Consider the following 16,540-nt stretch of genomic DNA (forward strand, 5'->3'; position numbering starts at 1 on the left):
TTACTCACCCGTCCGCCGCTAGGCCCGAAGGCCTCGCTCGACTTGCATGTATTAGGCACGCCGCCAGCGTTCGTCCTGAGCCAGGATCAAACTCTCCAATAAGGTGTTGCTTATTAGATGAGCTGATTGCTCATTACTTGACTAGCTTGTTGTGGTCTCTAACGAGACCTTCACTTGCACGCTCGTTGTTCAGTTTTCAAGGAGCAATCGATGACTTTCGTCATTTTTCGCCGTTTTGCGGCGACCTCTTTAATATACCACAACCGCCTACTTTTCTGCAAGCTTTTTTTTGCTTTTTTGTTTCAACGACTCTTTCTAGTGGTACACCGCCGCATGGGCGGAATAACAATATACCACGCCGGGCGGCCCGAAACAAGTGGAATTTTTTACAACATTCCACACGGACCGCCGCCTCTAGAACAAGACGACTTTCAAGCCGATCAGCATAAGCAGTCCGGGCGCGCCAAGTATAAGCACCGTGGCCACGGTCGGGACATTGACCGGAATCTTAAATTCGAAATAGGAACCTGCCAAGTTGATAAAATATAGCAAAAATGCGGCCACGACTACATGCATGACGGCATATCCCAGCCAATGCCAAGACCATCTGTGACGCAAGAGCGTAATGGCCAGGAAGACGGAAGAAGCAATGAGCAATCCGAGCCAAACGTAATGCATGTCAGCCTCCCGCCGCTCTGCCCATGCCGATGTGAAGCGCATGAACGTTCATGCGCTTGGCGCATTTCAGCAGCATCTCGTATCGCTTCTCCGCCGCTTCCAGGGCAAAGATGGCGTAATCGATCTGATCCTGGTCGGACGCGTAATCCAATCTTTGCAGCGCATGCTGCCATTCGATTTGAGCGACGCGAATTTCTTCCAGCAGTGCCTGCTTGTCCTTCAACAGCGGGTCATCCATTTTTCGTTTCCGCCAAAACATTCGCCATAGCATGTCCATCACTCCCTCATCCCTATTCCAATAACAGCGTTCAGCTTATTTGAAACATATGGGGATGAGACGAAGATTAGAACAATTAGAACAAAACACAGCTCCACAAAACGAAAAAAGCCGAGCGGAATCGCAACCTCTTCCGCCCGGCTCTATATTCAGGATAACTCTCTGCGCCCTTCCATCGCCTTGGAAAGGGTCACTTCGTCGGCGTACTCCAAGTCTCCGCCTACCGGAAGTCCGTGGGCTATTCTCGTAACCCGCAGACCGAACGGCTTGACGAGCTTAGATATATACATCGTCGTCGTTTCGCCTTCAACGTTCGGATTGGTGGCCAAAATGAGCTCCTGCACCTTCTCGTCGCCGAGCCGCCTCAACAGTTCGGCAATCCGGATCTCGTCGGGTCCGATACCCTCCATAGGCGAAATTGCACCGTGCAGCACGTGATAGTAGCCGTGGAACTCCTTCATCCGCTCCATCGCAACCAAGTCTTTGGGCTCCTGCACGACGCAAATGACCGAACCGTCACGGGTTTTGTCCTGGCATATCCGGCAAGGGTCGACATCCGTGATGTTGCAGCAGACCGAACAATAATGCAGGTTCCGTTTGACGCTTACGAGCGACTTGGCAAAATCAAGTACGTCGTCCTCTTTCATCCGCAGCACGTGAAAAGCCAGCCGGCCGGCCGTCTTGGGTCCTACCCCCGGCAACCGCGAGAAGGCGTCTATTAATTTGGCGATAGGTTCCGGGTAAAACACAAGCGAACGACTCCTTTGCGTTCAAGTTAAAACATGCCGGGCAGCTTCATGCCGCCCGTCAAACGGCCCATATCCTGTTCCGCAAGCTGCTCGGCCTTCGTCAGCGCGTCATTGACGGCCGTAAGCACGAGATCCTGCAGCATATCAACGTCTTCCGGGTCAACCGCTTCGGGCTTGATGACGATATTCGTAATTTTGCGTTGTCCGGTTGCCGTTACGGTAACGACTCCGCCCCCTGCGCTTCCTTCGACCGTTTTAGTGGCCAGCTCCTCTTGCGCTTTCAGCATTTGCTCCTGCATTTTCTTCACTTGCTTCATCATTTGCTGCATATTGTTCATGTCGAATCAATCCTCTCCGAATTATTCTTTAACGACGACCAAATCTTCTCCGAATAATTTGATCGCTTCTTCCACAATGTCGTCTCCCGGCTGTGCCGGGTCGGGCGATTCCATCCGCATCACTTCCGGCTGCTCGACGGAGCCGGCCTGCGCATCTTTCCAATCCTTCGCCATCGCCGTGACAAGCCTGTACGGTTTGCCCAGCAGCTCTTGCATCACCTGCTCGATGAGCTCCTTGTGAGCGGGCTTCTCCGTCGTTTCTCTGTGCATGGCGCTTTTGAACACGAGCAGCAAAGCGTCATCGGTAGCTGCGACCGGTTCGCCATCGACCAGCCACGCGTGAACGGTAATACGCCGCTCCTTGACCTGCTGCAGCACTTGCCCCCATTTCCCAAGCGCTTGCTTCAAATCCGGCGAATTCGCGTGAGGCACATACGGATCCAGCTTGATTCCGGTCTTGATGCTTACGGCCCCCGACGAAGCGCGCGGACCGGGCGATGCCGATCTCGCAGGCGCTTCCTTGCCCGGTAAAGCGGCGGCTCCGTTTTTCAGCAGCTGATCCAGCTTCTGCTCCAGCTGTGAAATCTTCCGATTCAGAGAAGCGATCTCCGCACTCTCGTTCTTATCCGGCGCGCCAGACGACTGAGCCTGCTGCGGAGCGGCGGATTCCGGCGAAGTACATAGCTTAAGTATCGCTACTTCGAATATCGTTTGCGGTTGCGCGGAATATTTCATCTCCGCCTGGTAATGGTTCAATACGTCCATAATATGGAACAGCCGTTCGGTGGAAAACGAGCCGATCATATTCCGGAAAGCGCCTGCATCGGTAATCCGGTCGGTCCATTCCTCCGCGTTCGGCACCAGCTTGAGCATAAGCGCGTCACGGAAATAATAGAGCAGGTTCTCCATGCTTTTCTCGGCACTCTTGCCCGCCTGCATCATGAGCTCGATACACGCCAGCGCCGCTCCCGCATCGCGGTTTACGACCGCTTCCGCAAGACGTCCGAACTGCTCCAGTCCGATCCCGCCGGTAATTCCCAGCACTTCCTCCAGCGTAACGTGATTCCCGGTATAGGCGATAATCTGATCAAGCAGGCTGAGCGCGTCGCGCATGCCTCCGTCCGACAAGCGGGCCACATATTGGAGCGCTTCCGGCTCCGCCGTAACGTTCTCCTTCCCGCATATGTACGTAAGGCGCGATACCTGCTCGTCCAGCGGCACTCTGCGGAAGTCGAAACGTTGGCAGCGGGAAATGATCGTGGCCGGCAGACGATGAGGCTCCGTCGTCGCCAAGATGAACATGACGTGTGCGGGCGGCTCCTCGAGCGTTTTCAGCAGCGCGTTGAACGCTTCCGTTGTGAGCATGTGCACCTCGTCAATAATGTACACCTTCTGCCGCACTTCGGTCGGGGCGTACTTCACCTTTTCCCGAATGTCCCGGATCTCTTCCACACCGCGGTTCGAGGCGGCGTCGATCTCCACTACGTCCATGACGGCCCCTTCGGTAATGCGCCGGCATGCCGAGCATTCGTTGCAAGGCTCTTCCGAAGGCCCTCTCTCGCAGTTGACCGCCTTGGCCAATATTTTGGCGGCCGTGGTTTTCCCCGTTCCCCGCGGACCGTTGAACAAGTAGGCGTGAGTAAGCCGTCCTTCGCGCAGCGAGTTTTGCAGCGTCTGGGTAATATGCTTTTGTCCGACGATATCGCGGAAAGCCTGCGGCCTCCACGTCCGGTATAAGGCAATGTGCGCCATTCCGTCTCTCCCACCGTATTCGCGTTATGGCTTGGCATTCTACTTATCGTTTACTGTAAGTTAAGGTCAAACAAGAACATCGCATCCCCGATAAACTTCGATCCAAGCTGTTCTTATTATACACCATACCGCTCGTATTTGACCAACGGACCCGTCAGCTAGGAGAGAACGGCATACTTACCGTAAACGTGGTACCGTATCCTTTCGAAGAAACGCGTATGCTCCCCCCGATATCGTGGATAATGCGCTGACATACGGAAAGGCCGAGCCCGGTGCCGCTTTCTTTCGTGGTGAAAAAAGGATCGAATATTTTATCGATCAGAAACGCCGGAATGCCGGGTCCCGCATCATGCACCTCGACGTGAATTTTACGTTCGCGGTATTCGACCCTTTCAATAATCGTCAATGTCCCCCCCTGCACCATCGCTTCGATTCCATTTTTGCATAAATTAATGAATACCTGCTTAAGCAGTTCGCGGTCCGCGACGATTTTCGGTATTTGATAGACGGACTGGTATTGGATCGTCACATTGTGCAGAACGGCCTGATTGTTAATGATCGGCAAAATATCCCGGATCACGGAGGACATGTCAATTTTGTCGTAAGTTACGTTCTTGGGCTTGCTTAGCAGCAAAAATTCGTTGACCAATTCGTTTATCCGGTCGATTTCACCCAGCATCAAATCGGTGTAGCCCTGTTCCCGTTCCATCCCGTTCTGATAAAACGTACGGTTCAACACCTGCAGGAAGCCCTTGATCGATGTCAACGGATTGCGGATCTCGTGAGCGGTTCCGGCCGCAATCTGCCCGATCATCGCCAGCCGGTCGCTGCGCTGCACTTGCATCTCGAGCGACCTTAGATTGGTAACGTCCTTGAAGATGACGTACGCCCCTACGACGTTCCCCGCTTCGTCCCGAAGCAGGTTGGAGTCCATCAGAAGCTCGTACCGTTCCCGGTTGTTCGTCCATGAAACGGCGTGGTTGCGCACCAGCACGCCATCGAGCAGGGTGCGCTGAACAAGCTGATGCTCCTTGGGTACCGATTGAAAAATGTCTTCCATCGGGCGGTTAATGGAACTTTGCCGATCGATCCCGAGAATGGAGCAGGCGAGCTCGCTTATGTCCACCAGCTGAAACTCGTTGTTTACCAGCAGCACACCCAGGTTGACGTCCTTAACGAATGTACCCGAGAACTGCTGCAGAAGACTTAACTCGCCGGACACCTCCCGATCGTGCAGAACGAGTACGTACCATTTCCGCTGCCCGTTTTCGGCATTCAGAAACGAACACCGCATTACGGTCGTATGGCCGTGGCCGGAATTAACCGTAACCTCCGTCATTTCGCCCGCTTCCGGACCGTTCTCGCAGCGGAGGCGCAGAGCTTCCGGACTCTTTTCCTCGGGAAGCAGCTCCGATAAGGAGGTTTTGCCTAAATCGCAATTCCCGTTAAACAATACGGAAAACTGCCGATTGCAATCGACAATTATACCGCATTCATCAAAGACGGCGGCCGAAACCGCACCAAGACTTCGGATATAGCTTTGCGGAGACGGCATCGTGATCCGGAACATGTCCATGCAATACCACCTTTTATTTTTTGTACCAGACGCCTGTAGCCCGGCCCCCCTTAGTATTACAATTCTACTCGGAACTGTTTTTTCCTTCCAGAAAAAAACACCGGATGAACGACATTCGTTCACCCGGTGTATGTTGGTAATATTCAGCGATATGGTTTAAAACCGTGCACCTGTCGTTGACCTTGCGATCCGAGCGGAACCTCTACCGGTTAGCTCGAGTCAGGCGCCCCTCCGGCACATGAGCAATCTTGCTTACGGCTGCTTCCTTCCGGACCTGACCGGGTTCACAAGCGCCCATTGCGGAGGACCCGACCGTCAACGCTTCGTATAGAAGTCAGACCTCACATCGACAAGACCGAGAACAGGAATTCAACCCCGCTATAGCGGATTGCGGGTACAGGGCACCGCTACCTCCCCGTCTAGCACGGTAATACTTAGTATAGCGGATTGTCCTTCAATCCGCAACCTTCATCATTTGGCACGCCATCCAATCATTCGTTTCGAACGGTCACTTTAAAATCGTACCGGGGGACCGCGTGCTGAAGAGCTTGCAGCGCTTCGCTCTGGATCCGCTCCAGCTCCCCATCCGACGCTCCTTGCGGAGCGGTTATTCGCACGGTCGCATTGGTGCCGTGTGTCGTGATACGCACTTTGCGTACCCCCGGGATCGGTACGACCGCACTCCGCATCATATCCGTATCGACTTGATACGTATGGTAAGAAGGCCCCGTTTGCAAATTCGGATTCGTATTGGTTATGCCCAAGTAACCGTCATTGCCGTACGATTTCATATTCGTCGTTCCCCCGCCCGCGGTTCCGCAAGCCGCAGCCAGCAGAACGGGCAGCAGCGCGGCCGCGACAAGTCGCAGCGGTTTGTATGTCATAAAGAAACAACCTCCCTTGGGTATAGGATGACCAAGAGAGGTTGTTGTATTCACGTCATTATCACGGCACTTGCTAAGCTTAGATGCCGTATTTTTTCTTAAATTTATCGACACGACCACCGGCATCGATAAACTTCTGTTTGCCGGTAAAGTGCGGGTGGCATGCGGAGCAAATTTCCACACGGAGATTTTGCTTGATGGAACCCGTCTCGAACGTATTTCCGCAAGCGCAAGTTACGTTCGTCACGAAATATTTCGGTTGAATTTCTGTTTTCATGATCCTTTCACCTCTTTCCGCCCTGAGTCTCATTGGTGACCCAGAGTTATATGGACATATGACGGCATTATATCATGCTCGTCGCGCTTTGTGCAACTGAATTGTTGTACTCCCGTTATTTGGCCGCCGGCTGAGGCGGCACATGCGTATAAGAGCCGATTACTACGTCAGGCAGCTCCGATTCGAATATTTCGATCATCTTCTTCATCCCGTACAGATCGCCCTGCGGCTTCGGAATGAGCTTCAAGTATCCTTCCGGATCGATATTCAAATTGCGCAGCTGAATCAATTTCAAGCCGGTCCGCTTGGCGAACCCGAGCATCGCTTCGATTTCTTCCTCCCGGTCGGTTACGCCCGGAAACACCAAGTAGTTGATAGACGTATAAACGCCTTTATTGCTGGCGTAGGTGAGCGATTTCTCGACATTCGCAAGCGTATATCCTCTTGGCTTGTAATACGCATTGTAGTGCTCGTCCAGCGCGCTGATCGTACTGACCCGCATCAAGTCAAGCCCCGCATCGACGATAGCCCGGATATGATCCGATAGTCCGGCGTTCGTGTTGATGTTGATGTAACCGATGTCCGTCCGCTCACGGACACGGCGAATCGCGTCCACGATCAGCTTCGCTTGAGTGGAAGGTTCCCCTTCGCAGCCTTGGCCGAAGCTGATGATGCTTTCCGGAGTGCGAAGATGCTCCAGCATCACTTGCACGATCTCGTCGACGGTCGGCTTGAAATTCATCCGGGTTTGGGGTGCCGGAAATCCGCTGTCGTCGGGCTGCTCGGATATGCAGCCGTAGCATCCCGCATTGCAGGAGAACGATACCGGAACGGCACCTTCCAATCGGGATAGGAACGTGTTGGACGCGGTCAAGCATTCATATTCCAGGGCGCATTTCGACAAATGCTGATACAGCCGGTTATCCGGATACGTTTGCAGCAGCCGCTCGACTCCTAAGCCGAGCTCGCGGGTGTCGCAATTTCTCGGATTCCATGGCTCCGGGTTATCGGACTGTCTGGCCGCTACGAAAAACTGTCCGTCCTTCCATACGACTGCCGTATAGCCGAACAAAGGCAGCAGCTGCGTCTTATCGGTCTTTACATAGCCGGGAAGCAGCAATCTCGTATAACCTTGAGGGAGAAGAGCGCCGACCGCCGAATAAGCCCCGTCCAGCCGCTCCATCGATTCCGTGCTCTCGTTCCAGCCGATAGCCCGCGTATTCGGCAAGCTGACCAAAGTGGCCCCTTCCGGCAGCGGAATCAGCTCGTCCTCCCAAATCTCCGTTATCATGTCGCCGCTGCGGCCGAGCCCGGTCCATTCCGGATGGTCGAATACGTTGCCCGTTTCGTCCGCATATACCAGATGCATGAGATGTCCCTCTTTTATCGCAAAATTGGTCAGGAAGCGGAATTTTTGACGCGTTTGCCGTCAGGCTTCGCCTCCAGCGTATCGAGAAATTCGCGGTTCGTTTTGGTATCGCCCAGCTTTTTGAGAAATGCGTCGACGAAATCGTGCGAATCGTTCATATTTTTGCGAATCGCCCAAATTTTATCGAGATCCTCTTTGGTCAGCAGCATTTCTTCACGCCGCGTACCCGAACGGCGGATATCGATCGCGGGGAAAATACGGCGTTCCGCAAGCTTGCGGTCCAAGTGCAGCTCCAAATTGCCGGTTCCTTTGAACTCCTCGTAGATAACGTCATCCATTCTGGAGCCGGTCTCGACCAGCGCCGTCGCGAGAATGGTCAAGCTTCCGCCTTCCTCGATATTCCGCGCCGCTCCGAAAAACCGCTTCGGACGGTGGAAAGCGCTCGGATCGATACCCCCGGACAACGTTCTTCCCGATGGAGGAATAACAAGATTGTACGCCCGCGCCAGCCGGGTGATGCTGTCCAGCAAAATCACGACGTCTTTCTTGTGCTCTACCATCCTCTGCGCCCGTTCGAGCACCAGCTCGGCTACCTTGATATGGTTCTCGGGCAGCTCGTCGAATGTGGAGGCGACCACTTCCGCCTTGACCGATCGCTGCATGTCCGTCACTTCCTCCGGACGTTCGTCGATCAGCAGCACGAACAGTTCCACCTCGGGATAGTTGAGCGAGATGCTGTTGGCTATCTCTTTCAGAAGAAGCGTTTTCCCCGCTTTCGGAGGAGCTACGATCAAGCCGCGCTGACCCATGCCTACCGGACTCAACAAATCCATAATTCGGGTTGAAAGATTTGTGGGCGTTGTCTCGAGTACGAACTTCGTTTGAGGATAAAGGGGGGTCAGAGCCGGAAAGTGCAGCCGTTCCGCGGCCGTTTCCGGTTTCTCGCCGTTAACCGCTTCGACCTGAAGCAGGCCGAAGTACCGTTCGTTTTCTTTCGGCGGCCGGCATTTGCCCGATACTTTATCACCGGAACGCAAATCGAATTTGCGAATCTGCGACTGCGAAATATAAATATCTTCCGCACTGGGCAAATAGTTGATCGGTCTTAAAAACCCATACCCTTCCGATAAAACGTCGAGCACGCCTTCCATGAACATCAAACCGCCCTTTTCGGCCTGGGCTCGTAAAATGGCAAAAATCAGTTCTTTCTTCTTCATTTGGCCGTAAGCCGTAATTTGATGTTCTTTCGCCAACTTGTACAAGTCGGTCAACTTCAACTGCTCCAGCTGCGCCAGATGCATATCCATATTATTCATCCACCACACTATTCTTTAATTCGGAAGGGCATTAAAATCTAGCATTTCCGTTTTTCTTTCAATCTATTCTCGCGCTGCCGTCAGCTCCGTGCTCTCTTCTTCCCATACTTCCGCTCCCAAATTGCGCAAATTCGGCACCAAATTCTCGTAACCCCGGTGTATGTACTCGGTTCCGCTAATTTCGGTCACACCCGATGGCACCGTCAGAGCCGCCGTAAACAATGCCGCTCCCGCGCGAAGATCGGTAGCTCTTACTTTCGCAGCCGATAGTACGCCGCCTTCTATAATGGCCGAGCGTCCTTCGACTTTGATTTTGGCACCCATCCGGATCAGTTCGGGAACATGCTTGAAGCGGTTGTTGTACACGTAATCGGTTAAGATGCTGACGCCTTTCGCTTGCGTGAGGAGACTGGTCATCGGGGACTGGAGATCAGTGGCAAATCCGGGGTAGACGAGCGCTTTCACGTCGACGCTTTCGTATTCCGGCTGACCGACGACGCGAATCGATTCGTCCATCTCGTAGATGTGGACGCCCATTTCCTGGAGCTTGGCAGTCAAAGCCTCCAAATGCTTCGGGATGACGTTGTCGATAACGACATCTCCCCGGGTGGCCGCTGCCGCGATCATGTAAGAGCCTGCTTGAATCCTGTCGGGAATAATGGAATGCCTGCAACCTTGCAGCGAGTCGACCCCTTCGATCCGGATCGTTTCGGTGCCCGCTCCTTTGATTTTGGCTCCCATCGAGTTGAGTAGAGTGGCTACATCTATAATTTCTGGCTCTTTGGCCGCATTTTCGATCAAAGTGATACCTTTGGCGCGGGAAGCCGCCAACATGATGTTGATCGTCGCCCCAACGCTGACGACGTCCAAATAAATTTTCGCTCCGCGAAGCTGCTTCGCCCGAATGTGGAGGCTGCCGTATTCATTGCGCACTTCCGCTCCGAGCGCTTCAAAGCCTTTCATATGCTGATCGATCGGTCTTGGCTCGAAATTGCAGCCTCCGGGAAGTCCGATCGTCGCTTCCCCGAATCTTCCGAGAAGCGCTCCCATCAAATAATACGAAGCGCGAAGCTTCTTGACATTGCCGTTCGGCATAGGTACCGATTTCAACGCTTTCGGATCGATGATCATCTGATCGCCGCTCCGTTCCACACTCGCTCCCAGCTCCGTAAGCAATTCCGTATAAATGCCGACATCGCTGATGATCGGGAGATTATCCAGCACTACCGTCGTCTCCGCCAGTATCGCCGCAGGAATCAATGCAACCGCGCTGTTTTTTGCCCCGCTGACCGTGACCGTTCCGCGAAGCGGACGGCCCCCTGCGACCATGAGTTTTCCTGTCATTCCCGTCAATTCCCCCTTACCTGTTGCGCAAGAAGAGAACGGGAAACCCACCGGAAGGCACATGTCGGTGAATTTCCCGCCTTCGCAAAATTTACGCTTGGTTGCTGCTGCCGAACAAACGAATTTTCGATTTAACGACCTCAACCATAGCTTTGCGCGCAGGCGTCAAATATTTGCGGGGATCGTATACGTTCGAGTCTTTCGCCAGCACTTCGCGGATCGCATCGGTACATGCGACCTGATTCTCGGTGTTCACGTTGATTTTGCCTACGCCGGCCGTGATCGACAGACGGATCGCTTCGTCCGGCACGCCGGAACCGCCGTGAAGCACGATAGGCACGGGAATGGCTTTGGCTACCTTCTCGATAATGTCATAGTGGATCTTCGGCTCGCCTTTGTACATGCCGTGCGCCGTACCTACCGCGATGGCAAGGCAGTCAACGCCGGTTTCTTCGTAGAAGCGGATCGCTTCCTCAGGCTTGGCCAAGTTGGCATGCTCTTCGTCGACGCTGATATCGTCTTCGACGCCGCCGATCGTACCCAGCTCGCCTTCGACGGAAACTCCCATGGCGCGAGCGGCTTTGACCACTTCCTTGGTCAAACGGATATTCTCCTCAAGCGTGTAATGGGAGCCGTCGAACATAACGGAGCTGAAGCCGGCGCGGATACATTTCATTGCTACTTCGAAGCTGCTGCCGTGGTCGAGATGGAGCGCGATCGGCAATCCCGATTTCTTGGCCGCCGCTTCAGCAATCGCTACGGTATATTCCATGCCCATATATTTCAGGGCGCCCTCGCTCACGCCGAAAATGAATGGCGAATTTTCTTCGATGGCCGCATCCGTAATCGCTTGTGCAAACTCCAGGTTGTTCATGTTGAATTGACCGACCGCGAATTTATTCGCTTTCGCTTTCGGCAAAAACTCGTTCATCGAAACAAGTGGCATTGTCGTTCCTCCTAAACGTTCTTCATGAATTGAGATCCGAGTGCAATACTGATCTATTATAGCATACTCGTCCGTGAAATGGTAACCTGCTCCCCGCCGGCTTCCCCGATGGCTTCCGGCTTTCCGGGCTCCGAAAGTCCCCCGCGAAACCGGTGAGCGGGGAAACAAAAAAGGATCCTGCTAGGATCCTATCGCGAGTCTCGGCGAACCGGAGCGCAGCTCTTTATTAACTGCCATTCTCAGGTCATCGATATCGAACGGTTTCGTAAAATGCGTCAGCGCCCCCAAATCGGTCGCTTCCTTAATCATGTCGAGCTCTCCGTACGCGGTCATCATAATGACCTTGATGCTCGTGTCGATCTGTTTGATATGCTTCAAAATGTCCAAGCCGTCCATGCCCGGAATTTTCATGTCGAGCAGCACCAGATCGGGGGATTCTTTGCGGACGATTTCGAGAGCCAATTTGCCGTTGGGAGCTTGAAACGTATTGTATCCTTCGTTGCTGAACACTTCAACCAGCAATACCCGGATGCCGTTTTGATCGTCGACAATCAACACTTTCTTCTTATCCAATCATCAAACCTCCTCACAACTTTGCCTGAACAAAGCCTTTTAGAAAACGCCCGTGCCCGCCTCGGCATCCGCCTGTTCATCGGCATCGAAACCCGGATTTTCGAAAACCGGACATGCTTCCGCTATTCGGCGGTCTTCTGCCCTTGAAACATCCATCCACATACGCCAATCTTTCGAGTTCTTAATTCAAATTCGATACCGATTACAAGAATCCTGCTGCTTCGCGAAGAAAGTTGTAAGGATTTACAAAAAAGTTAATGAACGAAAAAAGCACCGGGCGGGCGGCCCGATGCTTCGAACGTAGATATTTCCTTTTATTTGACTGCCGATTCTTCCTGCTTCCGTACCCCAATCTCCATGGAGGCCCGTACAAAATGCTTGAACAACGGCTGCGGCCGATTCGGTCTGGAAGTGAATTCCGGATGGAACTGCACCGCCAAAAACCACGGGTGGCCCGGCAGCTCGATCACTTCAACAAGTCGTCCGTCCGGAGAGGTGCCGGAAATTTTCAGCCCCGCGGACTCCAAAACTTCCCGGTACTCGTTGTTGAATTCATACCGGTGGCGATGACGCTCGTACACGAGCTCGTCCTCGTAGCATCTCATCGCGAGAGAGCCTTCGGCGATTTTGCACGGATACAAGCCGAGGCGCATTGTACCGCCCAAGTCTTCGATATCCTTTTGCTCCGGAAGCAAGTCGATGACCGGATACGGAGTAGTCGGATGAATCTCCGAGCTGTTCGCTCCGTCCAAGCCGGTTACGGAACGGGCATATTCCACGACCGCTACCTGCATGCCGAGGCAAATGCCGAAGAACGGTACGCCGTTCTCGCGGGCATAGCGGATCGCCGAAATTTTCCCTTCGATCCCCCGGTCCCCGAACCCTCCCGGTACGAGAATGCCTTGCACGCCCCTGAGCAGCTCGGCGACATTATGTTCGTATATATCTTCCGCGTTGACCCAGCGGATCTCCACTTCGGTGTCGCAGTCGATACCGGCATGTCCGAGCGCCTCCACAATGCTCAAATAAGCGTCGTGAAGAGCGACGTATTTGCCTACTATGGCGATTTCCGTACGATTCTTAAGCGACTTCACCTTGGCTACGAGACGTTCCCACTCCGTCATATTCGGCGGATTCTTGAACGCATCGAGCTTCAGATGCTTGACGACGATGTCGTCCAGCCCTTGCTCCCTGAGCATCATCGGCACTTCGTACAGCGTGCTCGCATCCTGGCACTCGATGACCGCTTCCGGGTCGATATCGCAGAACAATGCCAGCTTGCGCTTCATGTCTTCGGCGAGCGGATGCTCCGTCCGGCACACGATCACCTGCGGCTGAATGCCGATGCTCCGCAGCTCTTTAACGCTGTGCTGGGTCGGCTTCGTCTTCACTTCCCCGGCCGCCTTCAAGTAAGGAATAAGCGTGACGTGAATGTACATCACGTTATCGCGGCCGATGTCGCTCTTGATTTGGCGGATCGCCTCAAGAAACGGCAAGCTCTCGATGTCGCCTACGGTACCCCCGATTTCCGTAATGACGACGTCGGATTGGGTCTCGCGGCCCGCCCGGAATACGCGGTCTTTGATTTCGTTCGTAATATGCGGGATGACTTGAACGGTTCCGCCCAAATATTCGCCGCGGCGCTCTTTCGTGATGACGGACGAGTAAATTTTCCCCGTTGTTACGTTGCTCGTCTTGGACAAATTAATATCAATAAAACGTTCGTAGTGGCCGAGGTCCAGGTCCGTTTCCGCTCCGTCGTCGGTAACGAATACTTCGCCGTGCTGGTATGGGCTCATCGTGCCGGGATCGACATTAATGTACGGGTCGAACTTTTGAATCGTTACCTTGAGCCCCCGGTTTTTGAGCAGTCTCCCCAAGGACGCAGCGGTAATCCCTTTACCGAGCGAAGAAACGACGCCGCCTGTTACGAAAATATACTTGGTCACGTTTGTAAACCTCCGTTCAAGTCTGGAAAGCAAGTACGCCCGACAGCCCCGGGCAAAAAAAATAAAAGTGACTCCCGCCGAGACGGGGCACTTTAGTCGGATTCGTTGACGAATTGTAAATCTATAGCCCAAAACATAGTTTACCCGGTAGCCGGGAGACTGTCAAGGGACGGCGATTATCTCGCCAAATCCATAATTCCGATCGGGAACGCCGGTTATTTATCGTCGTCTTCGTCGTCTTCTTCCTCTTCGCTTTCTTCGCCTTCTTCGCCGTCCTCGAAGTCTTCTTCCTCTTCCGCCTCTTCGTCGATTTCGGCGATCTCTCCTTCGACTTCCTCCATCTCGGTGTCGTCGATCGCTTCTTCGTCCTGATAGAAGTCTTCTTCCTCTTCGCCGCTGAACTCGTCTTCGCCTTCGTAGGACTCGTATTCCTCTTCGGCTTCCTCTTCCTCGGCGTAATAATCGTCGTCGTCGTCGTCGTTGATGATTCTCGGATGCTTGGAATTGCCGACCGAATCCTCGGACTTCTCGACCGGGTACCAGCGCTTCAGGCCCCACAGGTTCGTGCCTACGCACGCGAATCTTCCGTCTATATTAATCTCCGTATATAACTGCGCGATGACCTGCATCACTTGATCGTCGGTCAAGCCTTTGATTTTGGCTATTTCCTGCATCAGGTCCCGGTAATAATACGGGTTTTTTGACGCTTTCAACACTTCGAACGCAAGATCGACCATCGGCATTTCTTTAGCCTGTTCCGCATCGATTTTCAGCGTATAGGGGCTGCTCATGGCCTGACACTTCCTTTCCAACGTGGTCTGATGACAACCGATCCTGTATCTCCCTGGCTGATCGAGCCGCCAAGAGATGACCCTTTCACTAAAATGCCCATTATCTTCATTAAGTAAAACCTATTTTATACAAAAATGCAACTGCGCCCGCCCCAAAAGTCCCCCAAAAGTGAAGAATGCCTCCGAAGCTTGGTCCGATTTCGCCCAAACACAAAAACGGAAGCCAAAAACGGCTTCCGCTTGGACTGTATCCGCAAGGCCGATGACGACCATTCATCACCTTGCATGCGACAAGAGCGCCCGGAGGTGCCCTTAACTCATACTATGAGTACTTCGTATCGTTGACACAACCGCCAGCCTAACTTTTGCGAAAAAAGGCGCTAATCTCATACGGGCGGATCGTACAGGTTCATATCATATCACGTAACGGACTTAGGAACTTTAACGGAATAACGTACCTGCTCTCTGACGACCGGGACTTTTGCCGGTCCACAAAGCACAGTCGTCAGTCAGGCGGTAATTCCGTTAAAGTTCCTTTAGGAGTAGGGGAGGGAATTCATTTGAGCGAATCGGCGCTGCTGCATATGCTGCGCGAAGCGATCGGGGCGTCCCCGAAATCGGCGAAGCGCCACATTATCCATTTCAAAAACAAGCTGGCGTACGGCCGCTTTCTGGCTGCATTCGAAAAGGCCAACGAACTGTTCCCCGTCAAAACGACGATCCAGCCGATTAAAATCATTCATGCGATATCCTGCTCGTTGAAATCGGGATTCGCGCCGCTTCAACACCCGAGCATTCGCCTCATCGAAGAAGATATTCCACTCCGCGTGCATGCGCCGCATGCCAAATACATGCAGCAGTCGGCGGCGCTGCGTCAAACCGGGCCGTCCATTCCTTGGGGCGTTCGCCAGATCAAGTCTCCGGAAGCATGGAAAGAAACGCGCGGCAGCCGCATCCGGGTCGGCGTCATCGATACCGGCATCGATTATTTGCATCCGGATCTGAGGGGACGTATTTCCCGCGGCATCAATTTGCTGCACCGCAGCTTGCTGCCTGTCGACGACAACGGCCACGGCACTCACATTTCCGGAACGATCGCCGCCTCCAACCAGGATTCGGGCCTTGTCGGCGTGGCGCCTCATGCCGTCATTCATCCCGTCAAAGCATTCGACCAGAACGGAACCGCCTACGTGTCGGACATCGTGCTCGGCATCGACTGGTGTGTCCGCAACCGTATGCATATTATCAATATGAGCTTCGGCATGAAAAACCGCAGCAGATCGCTGCACGAGGCCGTCCGGAACGCGAACAGGATGGGAATCGTCGTGGTCGCCTCCTCGGGCAACGAAGGTAAAACTTCGTCGATCGACTATCCTGCGCGGTTTTCCCAAGTCATCTCCGTCGGCGCTACGGCGGCGAACAAAAAAATAGCCCCGTTCAGCAACTGGGGCAGATCGATCGATCTGTACGCGCCAGGCGAGAAAATCAAATCGACCTGGCTGCAGCACAAATATATGGAGCTCAGCGGTACTTCGATGGCCACCTCGCACGTCTCCGGCGTGATCGCCCTCATGCTGGCCGTTAAGCCGGGACTGAAGCCCAGCGAAATCAAATCGCTGCTGCAAAAAACGTCGAATCCCGTGTCCGGCTTGAAATCCCGCGCCGGAACGAAGGGCGGCGAAATCGACGCCGCCCGGGTGCTGCGTCACCTCGGTTCGTAA

Annotated in this window: 16 protein-coding genes, 1 rRNA gene and 1 other RNA gene; 1 reads left to right on the top strand and 17 read right to left on the bottom strand. The window is 53.7% G+C overall.

Features of this window, described 5'->3' with window-relative positions:
- From FE783_RS34565 to rpoE, 17 genes are all read right to left on the bottom strand, one after another.
- Positions 1-102 (bottom strand): 16S ribosomal RNA (locus FE783_RS34565); the annotation flags it as partial.
- Positions 103-414: 312 nt separating this feature from the next.
- A complete protein-coding gene (locus FE783_RS34570; RefSeq protein ID WP_158302192.1) occupies positions 415-678 on the bottom strand; it encodes a pro-sigmaK processing inhibitor BofA family protein in 264 nt (87 codons plus the stop codon).
- A gap of 1 nt (position 679) precedes the next feature.
- Positions 680-955 carry a DUF2508 family protein gene (locus FE783_RS34575; RefSeq protein WP_138883963.1) on the bottom strand — a complete coding sequence of 92 codons (276 nt, stop codon included), beginning with the start codon at positions 953-955 and terminating at the stop codon, positions 680-682.
- A 149-nt stretch (positions 956-1,104) separates the two neighbouring features.
- Positions 1,105-1,704 (bottom strand): recombination mediator RecR, encoded by a 600-nt coding sequence (gene recR / locus FE783_RS34580; protein ID WP_138883964.1) that lies wholly within the window; start codon positions 1,702-1,704, stop codon positions 1,105-1,107.
- A 26-nt stretch (positions 1,705-1,730) separates the two neighbouring features.
- Entirely contained in the window at positions 1,731-2,042 is a 312-nt protein-coding gene (locus FE783_RS34585; protein ID WP_138883965.1) for a YbaB/EbfC family nucleoid-associated protein, read from the bottom strand.
- Between the two features lie 21 nt (positions 2,043-2,063).
- Positions 2,064-3,794 carry a DNA polymerase III subunit gamma/tau gene (gene dnaX / locus FE783_RS34590; RefSeq protein ID WP_138883966.1) on the bottom strand — a complete coding sequence of 577 codons (1,731 nt, stop codon included), beginning with the start codon at positions 3,792-3,794 and terminating at the stop codon, positions 2,064-2,066.
- A gap of 154 nt (positions 3,795-3,948) precedes the next feature.
- Positions 3,949-5,370 (bottom strand): ATP-binding protein, encoded by a 1,422-nt coding sequence (locus FE783_RS34595; protein ID WP_138883967.1) that lies wholly within the window; start codon positions 5,368-5,370, stop codon positions 3,949-3,951.
- Positions 5,371-5,532: 162 nt separating this feature from the next.
- An RNA gene (ffs, locus tag FE783_RS34600) (signal recognition particle sRNA large type) lies at positions 5,533-5,798 on the bottom strand.
- Positions 5,799-5,861: 63 nt separating this feature from the next.
- Positions 5,862-6,254, bottom strand: coding sequence for an Asp23/Gls24 family envelope stress response protein (locus FE783_RS34605; RefSeq protein ID WP_138883968.1), 393 nt, complete (start codon positions 6,252-6,254; stop codon positions 5,862-5,864).
- 79 nt (positions 6,255-6,333) lie between these two features.
- Positions 6,334-6,531 carry a 50S ribosomal protein L31 gene (gene rpmE, locus FE783_RS34610; protein ID WP_138883969.1) on the bottom strand — a complete coding sequence of 66 codons (198 nt, stop codon included), beginning with the start codon at positions 6,529-6,531 and terminating at the stop codon, positions 6,334-6,336.
- Positions 6,532-6,646: 115 nt separating this feature from the next.
- Positions 6,647-7,900 carry a radical SAM family protein gene (locus FE783_RS34615; RefSeq protein ID WP_138883970.1) on the bottom strand — a complete coding sequence of 418 codons (1,254 nt, stop codon included), beginning with the start codon at positions 7,898-7,900 and terminating at the stop codon, positions 6,647-6,649.
- Positions 7,901-7,929: 29 nt separating this feature from the next.
- Positions 7,930-9,207: a transcription termination factor Rho gene (rho, locus tag FE783_RS34620; protein ID WP_138883971.1), complete on the bottom strand. Its 1,278-nt coding sequence runs from the start codon at positions 9,205-9,207 to the stop codon at positions 7,930-7,932.
- Positions 9,208-9,279: 72 nt separating this feature from the next.
- Positions 9,280-10,560 carry a UDP-N-acetylglucosamine 1-carboxyvinyltransferase gene (locus FE783_RS34625; protein WP_138883972.1) on the bottom strand — a complete coding sequence of 427 codons (1,281 nt, stop codon included), beginning with the start codon at positions 10,558-10,560 and terminating at the stop codon, positions 9,280-9,282.
- Positions 10,561-10,651: 91 nt separating this feature from the next.
- Positions 10,652-11,506 carry a class II fructose-1,6-bisphosphate aldolase gene (gene fba, locus FE783_RS34630; RefSeq protein WP_138883973.1) on the bottom strand — a complete coding sequence of 285 codons (855 nt, stop codon included), beginning with the start codon at positions 11,504-11,506 and terminating at the stop codon, positions 10,652-10,654.
- Positions 11,507-11,686: 180 nt separating this feature from the next.
- Entirely contained in the window at positions 11,687-12,079 is a 393-nt protein-coding gene (locus tag FE783_RS34635; protein ID WP_138883974.1) for a response regulator, read from the bottom strand.
- Between the two features lie 314 nt (positions 12,080-12,393).
- Positions 12,394-14,028, bottom strand: a complete 1,635-nt coding sequence (locus tag FE783_RS34640) for a CTP synthase (RefSeq protein ID WP_138883975.1) — start codon at positions 14,026-14,028, stop codon at positions 12,394-12,396.
- Between the two features lie 215 nt (positions 14,029-14,243).
- Positions 14,244-14,819 (bottom strand): DNA-directed RNA polymerase subunit delta, encoded by a 576-nt coding sequence (gene rpoE / locus FE783_RS34645; protein ID WP_138883976.1) that lies wholly within the window; start codon positions 14,817-14,819, stop codon positions 14,244-14,246.
- A gap of 560 nt (positions 14,820-15,379) precedes the next feature.
- Here rpoE and FE783_RS34650 point away from each other — a divergent pair.
- Complete coding sequence (locus tag FE783_RS34650; RefSeq protein ID WP_238403361.1) at positions 15,380-16,540, top strand: S8 family peptidase; 1,161 nt, start codon at positions 15,380-15,382, stop codon at positions 16,538-16,540.

The sequence above is a fragment of the Paenibacillus mesophilus genome, from assembly GCF_005938385.1.
GTDB lineage: Bacteria > Bacillota > Bacilli > Paenibacillales > NBRC-103111 > Paenibacillus_AB > Paenibacillus_AB mesophilus.

What these genes read in the sequence shown, in the direction of transcription:
- rpmE (WP_138883969.1), bottom strand. Translation starts at nt 6,531, where the DNA reads ATGAAAACAGAAATTCAACCGAAATATTTCGTGACGAACGTAACTTGC.
- FE783_RS34570 (WP_158302192.1), bottom strand. Translation starts at nt 678, where the DNA reads ATGCATTACGTTTGGCTCGGATTGCTCATTGCTTCTTCCGTCTTCCTG.
- rho (WP_138883971.1), bottom strand. Translation starts at nt 9,207, where the DNA reads ATGGATATGCATCTGGCGCAGCTGGAGCAGTTGAAGTTGACCGACTTG.
- FE783_RS34605 (WP_138883968.1), bottom strand. Translation starts at nt 6,254, where the DNA reads ATGACATACAAACCGCTGCGACTTGTCGCGGCCGCGCTGCTGCCCGTT.
- FE783_RS34575 (WP_138883963.1), bottom strand. Translation starts at nt 955, where the DNA reads ATGGACATGCTATGGCGAATGTTTTGGCGGAAACGAAAAATGGATGAC.
- FE783_RS34615 (WP_138883970.1), bottom strand. Translation starts at nt 7,900, where the DNA reads ATGCATCTGGTATATGCGGACGAAACGGGCAACGTATTCGACCATCCG.
- FE783_RS34585 (WP_138883965.1), bottom strand. Translation starts at nt 2,042, where the DNA reads ATGAACAATATGCAGCAAATGATGAAGCAAGTGAAGAAAATGCAGGAG.
- rpoE (WP_138883976.1), bottom strand. Translation starts at nt 14,819, where the DNA reads ATGAGCAGCCCCTATACGCTGAAAATCGATGCGGAACAGGCTAAAGAA.
- FE783_RS34625 (WP_138883972.1), bottom strand. Translation starts at nt 10,560, where the DNA reads ATGACAGGAAAACTCATGGTCGCAGGGGGCCGTCCGCTTCGCGGAACG.
- FE783_RS34595 (WP_138883967.1), bottom strand. Translation starts at nt 5,370, where the DNA reads ATGGACATGTTCCGGATCACGATGCCGTCTCCGCAAAGCTATATCCGA.
- dnaX (WP_138883966.1), bottom strand. Translation starts at nt 3,794, where the DNA reads ATGGCGCACATTGCCTTATACCGGACGTGGAGGCCGCAGGCTTTCCGC.
- fba (WP_138883973.1), bottom strand. Translation starts at nt 11,506, where the DNA reads ATGCCACTTGTTTCGATGAACGAGTTTTTGCCGAAAGCGAAAGCGAAT.